Origin of the sequence: Methylobacterium sp. Leaf112, from assembly GCF_001423295.1 — a bacterium.
In the GTDB taxonomy this organism is placed as follows: Bacteria; Pseudomonadota; Alphaproteobacteria; order Rhizobiales; family Beijerinckiaceae; genus Methylobacterium.
Genome location: NZ_LMNG01000031.1, coordinates 437567 through 453655 on the forward strand (window position 1 = coordinate 437567; position 16089 = coordinate 453655).

General features: G+C 69.0%; 5 protein-coding genes. All 5 read left to right on the forward strand.

The window, feature by feature from the left end:
* Window positions 1-37: 37 nt before the first annotated feature.
* The 5 genes from treZ to glgB all read left to right on the forward strand — a co-directional run bounded on the left by treZ (window position 38) and on the right by glgB (window position 16035).
* On the forward strand, window positions 38-1849 hold the full coding sequence (gene treZ, locus ASF52_RS17840; RefSeq protein WP_056174767.1) for a malto-oligosyltrehalose trehalohydrolase: 1812 nt from the start codon (window positions 38-40) through the stop codon (window positions 1847-1849).
* Complete coding sequence (locus ASF52_RS17845; protein ID WP_056174769.1) at window positions 1849-6756, forward strand: malto-oligosyltrehalose synthase; 4908 nt, start codon at window positions 1849-1851, stop codon at window positions 6754-6756. The genes treZ and ASF52_RS17845 overlap by 1 nt, the downstream gene beginning before the upstream one ends.
* A 170-nt stretch (window positions 6757-6926) precedes the next feature.
* Entirely contained in the window at window positions 6927-10310 is a 3384-nt protein-coding gene (locus ASF52_RS17850) for a maltotransferase domain-containing protein (protein ID WP_056174771.1), read from the forward strand.
* 169 nt (window positions 10311-10479) lie between these two features.
* Window positions 10480-13737 (forward strand): maltose alpha-D-glucosyltransferase, encoded by a 3258-nt coding sequence (gene treS, locus ASF52_RS17855; RefSeq protein ID WP_056174773.1) that lies wholly within the window; start codon window positions 10480-10482, stop codon window positions 13735-13737.
* Complete coding sequence (gene glgB / locus ASF52_RS17860; protein WP_056174775.1) at window positions 13738-16035, forward strand: 1,4-alpha-glucan branching protein GlgB; 2298 nt, start codon at window positions 13738-13740, stop codon at window positions 16033-16035.
* Window positions 16036-16089 lie beyond the last annotated feature (54 nt).

Consider the following 16089-nt stretch of genomic DNA (forward strand, 5'->3'; position numbering starts at 1 on the left):
CCGTCGTCCCTCACGTGATCACGAAAGACGAACCGCAATGCGGCGAGCCCATGCGATGGCCTTCGGCGGCGAAGCGGGAAAAGATGGCGTGCGGTTCGCCCTCTGGGCCCCCACGGCACAAAGCGTCGCCCTGGTGGTCGATGGAACGGACCATGACATTCCGGATGCCGGCGAGGGTTGGCGACGCGTCACCCTACCGGGCGTGAAAGCCGGGGCACGCTACGGCTACCGCATCGACAACGATCTCGTGGTGCCCGACCCGGCGTCGCGGTTTCAGCCCGACGACGTGTCCGGCCTGAGCGAGGTGATCGACCCGCGCAGCTTCGACTGGAGCGATTCCGACTGGACCGGACGCCCGTGGGAGGAAACCGTCCTCTACGAACTCCATGTCGGCACGGCGACGCGAGAGGGCACCTACGCGGCCCTCGAAGGCAAGCTCGAAGAGCTGCGCGACCTCGGCGTCACCGCCATCGAGCTGCTGCCGCTGGCCGACTTCAAGGGCACCCGCAACTGGGGCTACGACGGCGTGCTGCCCTACGCGCCGGACGGTGCCTATGGCCGCCCCGACGATCTCAAGCGCCTCGTCGACAAGGCGCATTCGCTCGGCCTGATGGTCTTCCTCGACGCGGTCTACAACCACTTCGGGCCGGCCGGGAACTACCTCCACGCCTATGCCAAGACGTTCTTCACGGAGCGGCACCAGACGCCGTGGGGTGCGGGCATCAACTTCGACGGCGAGACCAGCGGCCGGACGGTGCGGGACTTCTTCATCGAGAATTCCCTGTACTGGCTCGAAGAGTACCACTTCGATGGCCTGCGCTTCGACGCGGTGCACGCCATCCTCGACGATTCCGAGAAACACTTCATCGGTGAGCTCGCCGAGACCATCCGGGCGCGTCTGCCCGGCCGCCACATCCATCTGGTCTTGGAGAACGAGGCCAATCAGGCCAAGTGGCTGGAGCGCAAGGACGACGGCCAGCCCGTCCAGCACACGGCGCAATGGGCCGACGACCTGCACCATTGCTGGCACGTGCTGCTGACGGGCGAAGAAGCCGGCTACTACGAGAGTTTCGCGGACAAACCCGTCGCGCATCTCGCCCGCTGCCTGTCGGAGGGCTTCGCCTACCAGGGCGAGCCGTTCCCGACCCTCGACAACCACCCGCGCGGCGAACCCTCGGCGCATCTGCCGCCGTCGGCCTTCGTCACCTTCCTGCAGAACCACGATCAGGTCGGCAACCGGGCCCTCGGCGAGCGCCTGAGCGCGCTCTCGGACCCGGCCAAGCTGGCCCTCGCCCGCGCCGGCCTGCTGCTCAGCCCGCAGATACCGATGCTGTGGATGGGCGAGGAGTGGTCGGCGACGGCGCCGTTCCTGTTCTTCGTCGATTTCGCGCCGGACGAGGAGTTGAACAAGTCCGTCCGCGAGGGCCGGCGGCGCGAGTTCAAGAGCTTCGCGGCGTTCGCGGACGACACATCGGTGATTCCCGATCCGACGGAGGAGAAGACCTTCACGGATTCGCGGATCGACTGGTCGGAGATCGAGCGTGCGCCGCATCGCGGGGTCTGGGCCGACACCCGCAACCTCCTGCAGATCCGGCATCAGACCGTCGTGCCGCTCACCAAGACCGCCTATCGGGGAGCAACGGCTTCCCTGCCGCGTCCGGACGCCGCGGAGTGCACGTGGCGCTACGAAGGCGGCTGGCTTCGCTTCGTTGCCAACTTCGGCGACGCGCCGCTCCAGACGGCGCGCGGCGGCGGCCAGATCGTCTGGTGCAACGGCGCCGACGTCGTCACCGGGCAGACCATCGAACTCCCGTCCTGGACGGGCATCTTCCTGACGGGTGTGAACTGATGAGCCGCGACCTCGAACGCCTCGCCGATCTCCTCGGCGTCGCCCCCGGCTACACCGACGCCTTCGGGCAGCCCGTCGAGACGAGCCTGGAGACCCGGGCCGGCATGATCGCCGCCCTCGGCTTCCCGGTGGGCACCGATGCCGAGATCGCCGGGAGTCTCGCGGAAGTGACGGCGGTCCGCGAGGGCCTCGTTCCGTCGCTCCTGCCGGTCGAGGCCCGACGGGCCACGCGGGTACCCCTGCGGGCGTCGTCGGCCGGCACCCTGGCGTGGCGCCTCGTCGACGAGCGCGGCCATGTCCGCGAGGGCCGCGTCGCGGTTTCGGCCTCAGGTGACGCCGGCTTCGAGCTTCCGCCGCTCACGCCCGGCTACCACCGTCTGATCGCGACCCTCGGCGAGCACCGCGCCGAGTCCTGGGTCATCGCCGCGCCGCAGCGCTGCTGGCGTCCGCGCGCCTATGCGGACGAGGGTGCGCGCGATTGGGGGCTCGCGGCCCAGCTCTACGGCCTGCGCTCGCCGGACAACCTCGGCATCGGCTCCTACGCGGATGCCGGGCGGGCCGCCCGCGACGCCGGCCTGCGCGGCGCGTCGTTCCTCGGCCTCAGCCCGGTCCACGCCCTGTTCGCCACCGACCGCACCAAGATCTCGCCTTATTCGCCGTCCTCGCGCCTGTTCCTCGAGACCCTGTTCATCGAGCCCGGTGTCCTGCCGGGCTTCGTCGGCTCGAAGGCGTTCGCCCTCCTCGATTCCATGTCCGCGCGCGTCGAGGCCCTGCGCGAATCGAAGCTCGTCGACCACGCCGGTATCTGGGGCGTGCTCTCGCCGGTGCTCCGCGCCCTGTGGCAGGAATCCGCCGTCCGCGACGGCACCGATGCGCGCTTTGCCGCCTTCCGCACCGCCGGGGGGGCCGATCTCGAAGCCCACGGCACGTTCGAGGCGCTGGCCGAACATTTCCAGGGCCAGGGCGCCCAATGGCTCGGCGATTGGCCGGAAGAGTTCCAACGCAACGGCACCGAGGCCGTGCGGGCCTTCGCGGTCGAGCACGCCGAGGCCGTGACCTATCACGTGTGGCTCCAGTACCTCGCCGACCGGCAGCTCGAAGAGGCATCCGAGATCGCGCTGGGCACCGGCATGCGTCTCGGCCTCTACCGCGACCTCGCCGTGGGCGCCGATCGCGGCGGGTCCGAGATCTGGTCCCACCCCGAGCGCTTCGCCAACGGCGTCTCCATCGGCGCCCCGCCCGACCTGCTCGCCCCGAAGGGCCAGGATTGGGGCCTCCCGGCCTTCCATCCGCTGGAACTGGAGCGGGACGGGCTCGCCGCCTTCCGGGCGCTGGTCCAGGCGAACATGCGCCACGCCGGTGCCATCCGCATCGACCACGCGTTCCAGCTCGCCCGCCTGTTCCTGATCCCGCTGGGCGCCACGGCCCAGGCCGGCGCCTACGTGGCGATGCCGTTCGAGCCGATGCTGGCCGTGCTGCGCCTCGAGAGCCACCGGGCGAAGTGCCTCGTCATCGCCGAGGATCTCGGCACGGCACCCGAGGGCTTCTCCGATGCCCTGATGCAGGCCGGAATCCTGAGCTACCGCATCCTCGCCTTCGAGCGCGAGCAGGGCGCCCGCTTCAAGCCGCCGGCCGCCTATCCGCGCGAGGCGCTGACGGCCATCACCACCCACGACCTGCCGACCTTCCTCGGCTGGTGGCGCGGCGTCGACACCGACACCCGCCAGGCGCTCGGCCTCTACGATTCCGAGCGCGCCGACGCCGAGCGGCGCGAGCGCGTTGACGAGCGCACCCGCCTCACCGAGGCGTTGGCCGCCGAGCAGTTGCTGCCGAGCTACGATCCGCCGGAAGCCGCGCCCTTGGAGGCCGCCGCGCGCTACCTCGCCCGCGCGCCGTCGATGCTGACCGCCGTGCAGTACGAGGACGTGGTCTCCGAACTGTCTCAGGCCAACGTGCCGGGCTCGACGGAGGGCTACCCGAACTGGCGGCGCAAGCTCGACCGGACCCTCGAGGCCATCGCGGCCCCGGGCGGGCCGCTGGCCAAGCTCGCTGCCTCCCTGGCGGCCGAGGAACGCGGGCCGCGCTCGGGTGCCGCGCGCCTCGCCTCGGCCCCGCCGCGCGCCACCTATCGCCTGCAGTTCCACAAGGACTTCACCTTCGCGGACGCGGAAAAGATCGTTCCGTACCTGGCGAAACTCGGCATCAGCCACGTCTACGCCTCGCCGATCCAGAAGGCGCGGCCGGGCTCGACCCACGGCTACGACATCGTCGATCACGCCACCATCAACCCGGAGCTCGGCGGGGAAGAGGGCTTCGTGCGCTTCTCCGAGACCCTGCACGCGGCCGGACTGAAGCTGCTCCTCGACATCGTTCCGAACCACATGGGCGTCGGCGGGGCCGACAATCCGTGGTGGCTCTCGGTGCTCGAATGGGGCGGCCTGTCGCCCCACGCGGACGCGTTCGACATCGACTGGTCGCGCCTCGGCGCGAACAACAAGCTCGTGGTGCCGTTCCTCGGCGACCGCTACGGCGAGGCCCTGGAGAAGGGTACGCTCGAACTCAAGTTCGACCCGCAGAAAGGCGCCTTCAGCGTCTGGCACTACGAGCACGAATTCCCGATCTGCCCGCAGCAATATCCGACCATCCTCAACCGCTCGCTGGCGGCGCTGGGCGACATCGAGGACGCTGCGGCCCTCGAAGTGCTGGGGATCTCCGAACGCCTGCGCCTCATGGGCGAGGAGACCAATGCGGAACGCCGCATGGCTTTCCCGGCCGAGGCCGAGGACCTGAAGGAGCGCCTCGTCGAAGCGGTTGCGGCGTCGCCCGCCATCGCGGAGGCCATCGGGCGGACCCTTCGCCTGTTGAACGGCGCCAAGGGCCATCCCGACAGCTTCGGGCCCCTGCACCGCCTGCTGGAACAGCAATCCTACCGGCTCGCCCATTGGCGGGTGGCGGCGAGCGACATCAACTATCGCCGGTTCTTCGACGTGAACGGGCTCGCGGGCCTGCGCGTCGAGAAGTCGGATGTGTTCCAGCGTTCGCACGAGACGGTGTTCCGCCACATCCGCGAGGGCCGCATCGACGGGCTGCGCATCGACCACATCGACGGTCTCGCCGATCCGCAGGGCTACGCCCGCGCCCTGCAGGCCGCCGTCGGCCCCGGCTTCTACGTCGTCGTGGAGAAGATTCTGGAGCCCGGCGAGCGCCTGCGGCCATGGCCCGTCGCCGGCACCACCGGCTACGACGTGCTGAACCAGCTCGACGGCATCCTGGTCGACAAGGGCAAGCAAGCGGCGATCCGCGACCTCTACGAGGCGCGCACGCATTTCGACGAGCCCTACAAGTTCCAGCTTCGCGCGGCCAAGGCCGAGATCCTGGAGATCAGCTTCGCTTCGGAACTCGAGGTGATGACCTCCGACCTCAAGGCCGTGGCCGATGCCGACAGGCGCACCCGCGACTTTTCGGTGAACGCCATCCGTCGGGCGCTCATCGAGATCATCGCGCGTTTCCCCACCTATCGCAGCTATCTGCCGGGTGACCTCGACGAGAGCGACGTCGAGGACGAGGATGTCCGCCTCATCGAGAACGCGGTGAAGAAGGCCAAGCGCTGGAGCGCCCTGCCGGACCGCTCCGTGCACGACTTCGCCGCCGACGCCATGCTGGGCCGCATCGACGTCACCGGACCAGGCCGCCCCGATCCGGCGGTGATCCTGCGCTTCCGCCGCCGCTTCCAGCAGCTCACCGGCCCGGTCATGGCGAAGAGCCTGGAGGACACGCTGTTCTACCGCTTCTCCGAATTGCTGGCGCTGAACGAGGTCGGCGGCGATCCGGGCGAGTACGGCATCGACGCGGAGCATTTCCACGCCCTCCAGGCGGCCCGGGCCCGCGACTGGCCCAACGCCATGATCGCGACGGCGACGCACGACACCAAGCGGGGCGAGGACGCCCGCTCGCGCCTGCTCGCCCTCTCGGAGATGCCCGGGGACTGGGCCGAGGCCTGGACCACGTGGCGGGAATTGGCCGGGCCGCACCTCACCACCATCGACGGCGAGGCGGTGCCGGATGCCAACGACCAATGGATGTTCTTCCAGGCGATCCTGGGCGCGTGGCCGCTGGAATTGCTTGACGACGACGAGCCCGCGGCCATTGAGGATTTCCGCACGCGCCTCGACGCCTATTCCGAAAAAGCCCTGCGCGAGGCGAAGCGCCGGTCGAGCTGGGTCAACGTCGACGAATCCTACGAGGGCGCCGTCCACGCCCTCTTCGCCAAGCTCGTGGTCCCGGGCTCGGAGTTCCTGGCGCGGATGCGGCCCTTCGCCAAGCGTCTGGCGCATCTCGGCATGATCGCGGGCCTCGGCCGCACGGTGCTGAAGGCGACCCTGCCGGGCCTGCCCGACACCTACCAGGGCACGGAGTTCTGGGACTTCTCGTTCGTCGATCCCGACAATCGTCGCCCGGTGGACTATCCGGCGCTGGCCCGGTCCCTCGAACAGGGCGGCGACGTCGCCGACCTCCTGGCGCATTGGAGCGACGGACGGGTGAAGCAGGCGACCCTCGCCCGATTGCTCGCCGACCGCACCGAGCGGCCGGCGTTCTACGCCGAGGCGGACTACCAGGCCGTGGTGCCGACCGGCGGGCGCGCCGCCCATGTCATCGCGTTCACACGTTCGGATGCGACGAGTGGCGCGGGCGACCTTCTGGTGGCCGTGCCGCGCCTCGTTTCCGACCTCGTCGGGGATGCGGTGTGGAGCGGGGCGGGGTTCGCTGGAACATACCTGCCGGTGATGGCTGAAAGTGCCTGGATCGACCTCGTCACCGGGGAGACCGCCGAGGCGACGGACGGACGAATCGAACTCGACCGCCTGTTCGCGCGTCTGCCCTACGCGGTCCTGAAGCGGACGGCTTAAACGCCTTTCACAACCCTCCCCCCTGCGGGGGAGGGTTCCTGCGGAGCAGGCGGGAGAGGGGACGCCCCCTCCGGACACCGCGCTCCCCTCTCCCGACCCGCTTCGCGGGCCACCCTCTCCCGCAGAGGGGAGAGGGAAGGCGCCAGACACCAAACCCCAATGGAGCACGCATGAACGCACCGAGCCCCGCAACGCGTACCGCCCCGCGGACCGACGCCGGCGTGGTGACGCTCCCGCAGAGCCTCGCACCCCGCGCCGAGGGACCGCGCATCTACAACCTGTTCCCCCTCCTCGTCGGACAGGTCTCGGCCTGGACGGCCGAACTGCCGCGCATCGCCGGCCTCGGGTTCGACTGGGTGTACCTCAACCCATTCCACCAGACCGGCGGCTCGCGCAGCCTCTACGCGGTGGCCGACACCGACCGCCTCGACGAGCGCTTCCGCGACCAGGACGGCACCTCCGACGACGAGCAGATCCGCCGCTTCTGCGCCGCAGCCCGCGCTCAGGGCCTTTCGGTGATGACCGACCTGGTGGTCAACCACACCGCCCGCGACGGCGCGCTCGCCCGCGACCGGCCCGACCTGTTCCTGCGCGACGCCGACGGCGAGATCGAGAGCCCCTACGCCGTCGATCCCGACGATCCGAGCAAGCGCACGGTCTGGGGCGACCTCGCCGAGCTCGATTATCACACGGACAAGAGCCGCACGGAGCTGACCGCCCTGTGGTCGGGCTACGTCAACCGCCTGCAGGATCTCGGCGTCGCCGGCTTCCGCTGCGACGCCGCCTACAAGGTGCCGGCCCCCGTGTGGCGCGACCTGATCGGGGCCGCCAAGGCGGTGGAGCCCGGGTGCCTGTTCGCCGCCGAGACCCTCGGCTGCACCTTCGAGGAGGCGCAGGCGACGGCGGGCGCCGGGTTCGACTACCTGTTCAACAGCTTCGCCTGGTGGGACCTCCGGGCTCCCTGGGCCCTGGAACAGTACGACCGCCTGCGCGTCGTCGCCCCTTCCATCGCGTTCCCCGAGAACCACGACATGGCCCGCCTCGCGGCGGATCTCGACGGCGATGCCGAGGCCGTCGCCCGCCACCTCAAGGCCCGCTACGCCCTCGCGGCCTTCTTCTCGGCCGGCGTGCTCATGCCCATCGGGTACGAGTGGGGCTACGCCAAGAGCCTGCACGTGGTCGAGACCACCCCCGAGGCCCGTGAATCCAGCACCGGCATCGATATCTCCACCTATGTCACCGCCATCAACGCCCTGCGGGCCGAGCTCTCGGCCGCCAACGTCGAGGGGGCGCAGGCGCGGATCTCGGCTCCCGACGCGGATTTCGTCGCCCTCCTGCGCTTCGACACCGGCCACGGCGCCTCGGCCCGCAACGCCGTGCTGGTGCTGCACAATCCCGGCGCGACGCCCGTGACGCTGGACGCCGCCCCCCTCGTCGCCCGCACGGGCGGGATGCTCGGTGCCTTCACCGACCGCACGCCGGACGTCGCCCCCATCGCGTTCACGCCCGGCATCAGCATCGACCTGCAGCCCGGCGAAGTCCGCATCCTGAGCGCCACCCGCGACACGGTCGCGAAGGATCCGCCGCTCACCACGCCGACGGGCGAGGGCCGCGTCGTGATCGAGGCGGTGTCGCCCGAGATCGACGGCGGCCGCTCGGCGGTCAAGCGCGTGGTCGGCGAGAGCGTCCACGTCACCGCAGACATCTTCAGCGACGGCCACGAGATCATCGACGCCGAGATCCTGTCCCGCGTCGTCGGCGAGGAGATCTGGGCCTCCGACCCGATGGCGTTCATCGAGAACGACCGCTGGGGCGGGCACTTTCCCCTGGAGCGCAACGGCCGCTACGAGTTCACCATCCGGGCGTGGCGCGACGCCTTCTCGTCCTGGATGCGCGACACCCTGAAGAAGCGCGACGCCGGGGTCGACGTCCAGCTGGAGACCGTCGAGGGCATCGCCTTCGTGGTCGACGCCACCGACGAGGCCGACGGCGCCGATCGCGAACGCCTGAAGGCGCTGGCCACCGCCTTGGACGCCGAGACCACGGGCTCGGCGGCCCAGCTCGACCTCATGCTGGCGCCGGAGAACGCCCGCCTCGTCCGCCGCTACGCACCGCGGGTGAACCTGTCGCGCTATCCCGTCAACGTGCCCGTCATCGCCGACCGCCTCGCAGCCCGGTTCTCGGCCTGGTACGAGATCTTCCCGCGCTCGCAGTCCATGGACGTCAGCCGCCACGGCACCTTCGACGACGTGATCGCTCGCCTGCCCGAGATCCGCGAACTCGGCTTCGACGTGCTGTACTTCACCCCGATCCACCCCATCGGCAAGACCAACCGCAAGGGCAAGAACAACACCCTCAAGGCGCTGGAAGGCGATGTCGGCTCGGTCTACGCCGTCGGCTCGGAGGCGGGCGGGCACGAGGCGGTGCATCCCGACCTCGGCACCCTCGAGGATTTCCGCCGGCTGGTGGCGGCGAGCCACGCCTACGGCATGGAGATCGCCCTCGACTTCGCCATCCAGTGCTCGCCCGATCACCCCTGGATCAAGGACCACCCCGAGTGGTTCGAGTGGCGCCCCGACGGCACGCTCAAGTTCGCCGAGAATCCGCCGAAGAAGTACGAGGACATCTCCAACGTCCACTTCTATGGCGGTGCCATGCCGTCCCTGTGGATCGAGCTGCGCGACATCGTGCTCGGCTGGGCCGCCCTGGGTGCCCGCATCTTCCGCGTTGACAATCCGCACACCAAGCCGATCCCGTTCTGGGAGTGGATGATCGGAGAGGTGAACGGCCGCTACCCGGACGTGATCTTCCTCGCCGAGGCCTTCACCCGGCCCAAGATGATGAAGAAGCTCGCCAAGGCCGGCTACCAGCAGAGCTACACCTACTTCACCTGGCGCGACACCAAGGCCGACCTCATCGCCTACTCCACCGAGCTCGCCGGCGAGATGGGCGAGTATTACCGGCCGAACTTCTTCGCCAACACGCCCGACATCAACCCGATCTACCTGCAGACCAGCGGGCGGGCCGGATTCGTGGTGCGCGCCACCCTCGCCGCGACGCTGTCGAGCGTCTGGGGCATCTACAACGGCTTCGAACTCTGCGAGGCCGCGCCCTATCCCGGTAAGGAAGAGTATCTCAACTCCGAAAAGTACGAGCTGAAGGCCTGGGACTACGACCGGCCCGGCAACATCCGTGAGCACATCGTCAAGCTCAACCGCATCCGCCAGGACAACCCGGCCCTGTGGGATTTCCGCAATGTGGTGTTCACGGGCGCCTACAACGACGAGATCATCGCCTACGCCAAGACGACGCCCGAGGGCGACAACTGCATCTTCACCATGGTCAACCTCGACCCGAAGAACCGCCAGGAATGCACCTACGAGGTGCCGCTCTGGCTTCTCGGCCAACCCGACGACGGCGCCGTCGAGGTCGAGGACCTGTTGCTGGGCTACACGTTCGAACTGCGGGGCAAATCCCACCGCATCGCCTTCGATCCGGCCGAGCGTTCGGCCATCGTCTGGCGCCTTCGGGCCCCGCGCCGGGTTGCGCCTTGAACGCACCCATGTCAGCAGAAACCCCGGCGATCGGACCCGATCGTCGCGGTGTCGCCTCAGTGTCGGCGCCTATCCCTCCGACGGACGCCGCACCCGGCGATCCCCGTACGGGCCCCGGTGCGCACACTCCGACCACGCCCTTGAACTCGATGCATGAGGCAACGACGCGATGATCGATCGCAGCGATCCGCAATGGTACCGTGACGCCATCATCTATCAGATCCACGTCAAGTCGTTCTTCGACTCGAACAACGATGGGATCGGCGATTTCGAGGGCCTGACGCAGAAGCTCGACTACGTCCGCGACCTCGGGGTCACGGCGATCTGGCTGATGCCGTTCTATCCGTCGCCCCTGCGCGACGATGGCTACGACATCGGCGACTACCGTGAGGTCAACGCCTCCTACGGGACCATGGAGGAGTTCCGGAAGTTCGTGGAGGCCGCGCACGAGCGCGGCCTGCGCGTCATCACCGAGCTCGTCATCAACCACACCAGCGACCAGCACCCCTGGTTCCAGCGCGCCCGCGAAGCGCCGGCCGGGTCGCCGGAACGCGACTTCTACGTCTGGTCGGACACCGACACGCCGTATTCCGACACCCGCATCATCTTCCTCGACACCGAGACGTCGAACTGGACCTGGGACCCCGTCGCCAAGCAATATTTCTGGCACCGGTTCTACAGCCACCAGCCGGATCTCAACTTCGACAACCCCGTCGTGCTGGAGGCCGTCATCGAGGTGATGCGCTACTGGCTCGACATGGGTGTCGACGGTCTGCGCCTCGACGCGATCCCCTACCTCATCGAGCGCGACGGCACGAACTGCGAGAACCTGCCCGAGACCCACACGGTCATCAAGGCGATCCGCGCCGCCCTCGACGCGAGCTATCCCGACCGGATGCTGCTGGCGGAAGCCAACCAGTGGCCGGAGGAGACGGCGCAGTATTTCGGCGACGGCGACGAATGCCACATGGCGTTCCACTTCCCCCTGATGCCGCGTATGTACATGGCCATCGCCCGGGAAGACCGGCACCCGATCACCGACATCATGCGCCAGACCCCGGAGATCCCCGAGGGCTGCCAGTGGGCCATCTTCCTGCGCAACCACGACGAGCTGACCCTGGAAATGGTCACCGCCGAGGAGCGTGATTACCTCTGGTCGTTCTACGCCGCCGAGCGCCGCGCCCGCATCAATCTCGGCATCCGGCGCCGCCTCGCGCCGCTCCTCGAGAACGACCGGCGCAAGATCGAACTCATGAAGTCCCTCGTCCTGTCGATGCCGGGCACGCCGGTGTTGTACTACGGCGACGAGATCGGCATGGGCGACAACATCTATCTCGGCGACCGCGACGGCGTACGCACCCCGATGCAGTGGTCGCCCGACCGCAACGGGGGCTTCTCCCGGGCCAATCCGGCGAAGCTGTTCCTGCCCTCCGTGCAGGACCCGATCTACGGGTTCGACGCCATCAACGTCGAGGCGCAGACCCAGTCGCAGACCAGTCTGCTGAACTGGACCCGGCGCATGATCGCCATCCGCAACAACTCCGTCGCCCTCGGGCGCGGCGGCATGCAGTTCCTGTATCCGTCGAACCGCAAGGTGCTGGCCTGGATCCGCGAGTTCGAGGGCGAGCGCGTTCTGTGCGTCGCCAACCTGTCGCGGGCCCCGCAGGCGGTGCAGCTCGACCTGTCGGAACTGCGCAACGCCGTGCCCATCGAGCTTACCGGCGGCTCGGAATTCCCGGCCATCGGCGAGCTGCCCTACCTGCTGACGCTACCGAGCTACGGCTTCTACTGGTTCTCCCTGAGTGCCGCCAACACCGGCAGCATCGGCCCGCAGCCGGAGACGCCGGAACTGTTCACCCTCGTGCTCACCGGCGGCATAGACACCCTGATGGCGGGCCGCGAGCGCACCGCCTTCGAGCGCACCGTGGCGCCGCGCTTCATCGCCACCCGGCGCTGGTTCGGCGCCAAGGGCTCGCGCATCAAGTCCGTGCAGGTCATCGACAGCGTCGCCCTCAAGGACGACACCGGCGAGGCGCGCTTCCTCCTGCCGCGCGTGGCGGTCCACCTCGCCAACGGCGAGCGGCAGGATTACTTCGTGCCCGTGGCCGTCGACGAGGGCCGCGAGGACGAGACCCTTATGCCGTTCGCCGTGGCCCGCGTCCGGCGCGGTCCGCGCACGGGCCTGCTGTTCGGAGCCTCCGCCTCGCCGGCCTTCGCCGTCGCCATGGTGGAAGGCATGCGGGAAGGCCGCGAACTGCCCACCGAGACGGGCAAGCTCGTGTTCTCGACCACCTCCGCCTTCGACCCGGCGATCACGTTCGATGCCGGCGAGGTGCGCAACCTCAGCGCCGAGCAGAGCAACACCTCCATCGCCATCGGCTCCAAGATGATGCTGAAGCTGCTCCGGCGGCTCCAGACCGGCGTGCATCCCGAGATCGAGGTCGGGCGCTTCCTCACGGAGACGGCGCATTTCTCCAACACGCCGGCGCTGCTGGGCGTGGTCGAGCATGTCGATCCCGACGGCGTCCGCACCGCCATCGCCGTTCTGCAGAAGTTCGTCCTCAACCAGGGCGATGCCTGGACCCTGATGCTGGAAGGCCTGCGCCGCGACTTCGACACGGTGGTGCTCGCCCCCGAGAGCGAGGCGCCGACGCCGGACGAGGCCTTCGAATCCCACCTGCGCTGGGCGGTCCTGCTCGGCCGGCGCACGGCCGAGATGCACAACGCCTTCGCGGTGGAGACGGACGACCCGGCCTTTGCGGCCGAGCCGTTCGAGCATGCGGACCTGCAGGCGCTCGGCGAAGACACCCGCCGTCAGGCCGAGCGGGCCTTCCGGGGCCTCGACGCCCTGGCGGGACGGGCGGCCAACGTGGCGAGCACGGAACTCGCCGGCCGCCGCCGCGAGGTCGAGGACGCCATCGAGGCGCTCACGGCCCGGGCACCCGTCGGCGCGATGAAGACCCGCATCCACGGCGATTACCACCTCGGCCAGGTCCTGGCCGCGGAGGACGACCTCATCATCGTCGACTTCGAGGGCGAGCCCTCGCGACCGGCCGACGAACGCCGCCTCAAGTCGACGCCCCTGCGCGACGTCGCCGGGATGATGCGCTCGTTCGCCTACGGCGCCGAGACCGTGACCCGCGAGATCGCCGTGCGCTTCGCCGATTCCGAGGAGCGGGCACGCCGGGCCTCCATCGCCTGGCGCGGCATGATCGATGCAGCCTTCCTCGACGGCTACCGGGAGGCCGTCTCGGTCAGCCGCGCCGCCGTGACGGACGCGGAGACGGAGAGCCGGCTGCTCAAGCTCTGCCTCCTGACCAAGGCCCTCTACGAGGTCGATTACGAGGCCAACAACCGTCCCGACTGGATCGAAATCCCCGCACGTGGGGTTCTGACCATTCTGGACGACATCAAGAAAGGCGTTTGAATGACGGGCATCGACGAGACGTTCGCGGGCCGCACCGGGCACGCATCGGCAACCTCGGGGGCCGCGAACGTAACGCCTGTTGCCACGGGCACGCGGGCGCCTGCTGAGACGCGCGGCGTGCACCCCGACGCGGTCGCCGCCATCATGTCGGCGAACCACGGCGACCCGTTCTCGGTGCTCGGCCCCCACGAGGTCGGGCCGGGCACCTGGGAGGTTCGGGCCGTGCTGCCCGAGGCGAAGGGCGCCACCCTGCTGACGGCGGGCCAGCGCATTCCGTTCGAGCGCAAGCACCCGGACGGCTTCTTCGTCGCCCGGGTCGAATCCCAGGGCCGCCCGCTCTACGAACTCGCCGTCGAGGACTGGGACGGCACCGAGCGCACCCGCCACGACCCCTACGGCTTCGGCTCGTCCCTGGAGCAGCACGACATCGACGCCCTGCGCGAGGTCGGCAGCAACGTCACCTACCGCATCCTCGGAGCCCAGGCGCGCGACGTCGACGGAATCCAGGGCTTCCGCTTCGCCGTATGGGCCCCCAACGCCCGCCGGGTCAGCGTGGTCGGCGACTTCAACGCCTGGGACGGCCGGCGCCACCCCATGCGCCTCTGGCAGAATGGCGGCGTTTGGGAGCTGTTCATCCCCGGTCTGAAGGCCGGCGCGCACTACAAGTTCGAGCTGCGCGGCCCCGACGGTACGGTCCTGCCCCTCAAGGCCGATCCCGTCGCCTTCGCGGCGCAGCACCCGCCGGAGACCGCCTCCGTGCTCCAGGGGACCAGCACCCCGACCTGGAGCGACGCGAAGTGGATGGAGACGCGCGGGGTCAAGGACCCGCGCTACGTGCCGATCTCGATCTACGAGGTCCATCTCGGGTCGTGGGCGCGGGTGGCCGAGGAGGGCAACCGCTACCTCACCTACAAGGAGCTCGGCGACCGGCTCATCCCCTACGTGAAGGAAATGGGCTTCACCCACATCGAGATGCTGCCGATCACGGAATTCCCGTTCGACGGCTCGTGGGGCTATCAGCCGGTCTCGCTGTTCGCGCCGACGAGCCGGTTCGGCACGCCCGACGACTTCGCCGCCTTCGTCGACGCCGCGCACGCGGCCGGCATCGGCGTGATGCTCGACTGGGTGCCGGGCCACTTCCCGCTCGATGCCCACGGTCTCGGCCAGTTCGACGGCACGCACCTCTACGAGCACGCCGACCCGCGCCAGGGCTTCCACCAGGATTGGGGTACCTACATCTACAATTTCGGCCGAACGGAGGTCTCGACCTTCCTCGCCGCCAACGCCCGGTTCTGGCTCGAACACTACCATCTCGACGGCCTGCGCGTGGATGCCGTCGCGTCGATGCTCTACCTCGACTATTCGCGCAGGCAGGGCGAGTGGATCCCCAACCGCTACGGCGGCAACGAGAACCTCGACGCCATCGACTTCCTGCGCAAGACCAACGAGGCCACCTACAGTCACGCCCCCGGCACCCTGACGGTGGCGGAGGAATCGACCTCGTGGCCGGGCGTCTCGCACCCGACCTACACCGGCGGCCTCGGCTTCGGCTTCAAGTGGAACATGGGGTGGATGCACGACACCCTGAACTTCGTCTCGAAGGAGACGATCCACCGGCGCTACCACCACCACGACCTGACCTTCGGCCTGCTCTACGCCTTCTCGGAGAACTTCATCCTGCCCCTGTCCCACGACGAGGTTGTGCACGGCAAAGGTTCGCTGCTCGGCAAGATGACCGGTGACCGCTGGCAGAAATTCGCCAATCTCCGGGCCTATTATGGCTTCATGTGGGGTCACCCCGGCAAGAAGCTGCTCTTCATGGGCTGCGAGTTCGGCCAGGAGAAGGAGTGGAACCACAACCAGTCCCTCGACTGGCACCTCCTCGACGATCCCCACCACCAGGGCGTCAAGGATCTGGTCCGCGATCTCAACCACCTCTACGCCGCCGTGCCGGCCCTCCACACCCGCGACACGGAGGCCGCCGGCTTCCAGTGGCTGGTGGCGGACGACCAGGACAACAGCGTCATCGCCTGGGCCCGCAAGGGCCGCGAGGCCGGCGAGGTCGCCGTGGTGGTCTCGAACTTCACGCCCGTCGTGCGCGAAGGCTACCGGATCGGCGTGCCGGAGGCGGGGTTCTACCGCGAGGCCATCAACTCCGATGCCGAGCGCTACGGCGGCTCCAATGTCGGCAACATGGGCGGGGTCCGAGCCGAAGCCGTGCCGAGCCACGGCCAGAGCCACTCCGTCAGCCTGACCATCCCGCCGCTCGCCACGACGATTTTTGTCCGCGAGGATTGAGGCCAGCCTCCAGGGCGGACGAAAAAGCCGGCGGTGTCCTCGCGACGCCGCCGG

Coding starts and splice junctions, on each gene's coding strand:
- glgB (WP_056174775.1), top strand. CDS start 13,738: ATGACGGGCATCGACGAGACGTTCGCGGGCCGCACCGGGCACGCATCG.
- ASF52_RS17850 (WP_056174771.1), top strand. CDS start 6,927: ATGAACGCACCGAGCCCCGCAACGCGTACCGCCCCGCGGACCGACGCC.
- treZ (WP_056174767.1), top strand. CDS start 38: ATGCGGCGAGCCCATGCGATGGCCTTCGGCGGCGAAGCGGGAAAAGAT.
- ASF52_RS17845 (WP_056174769.1), top strand. CDS start 1,849: ATGAGCCGCGACCTCGAACGCCTCGCCGATCTCCTCGGCGTCGCCCCC.
- treS (WP_056174773.1), top strand. CDS start 10,480: ATGATCGATCGCAGCGATCCGCAATGGTACCGTGACGCCATCATCTAT.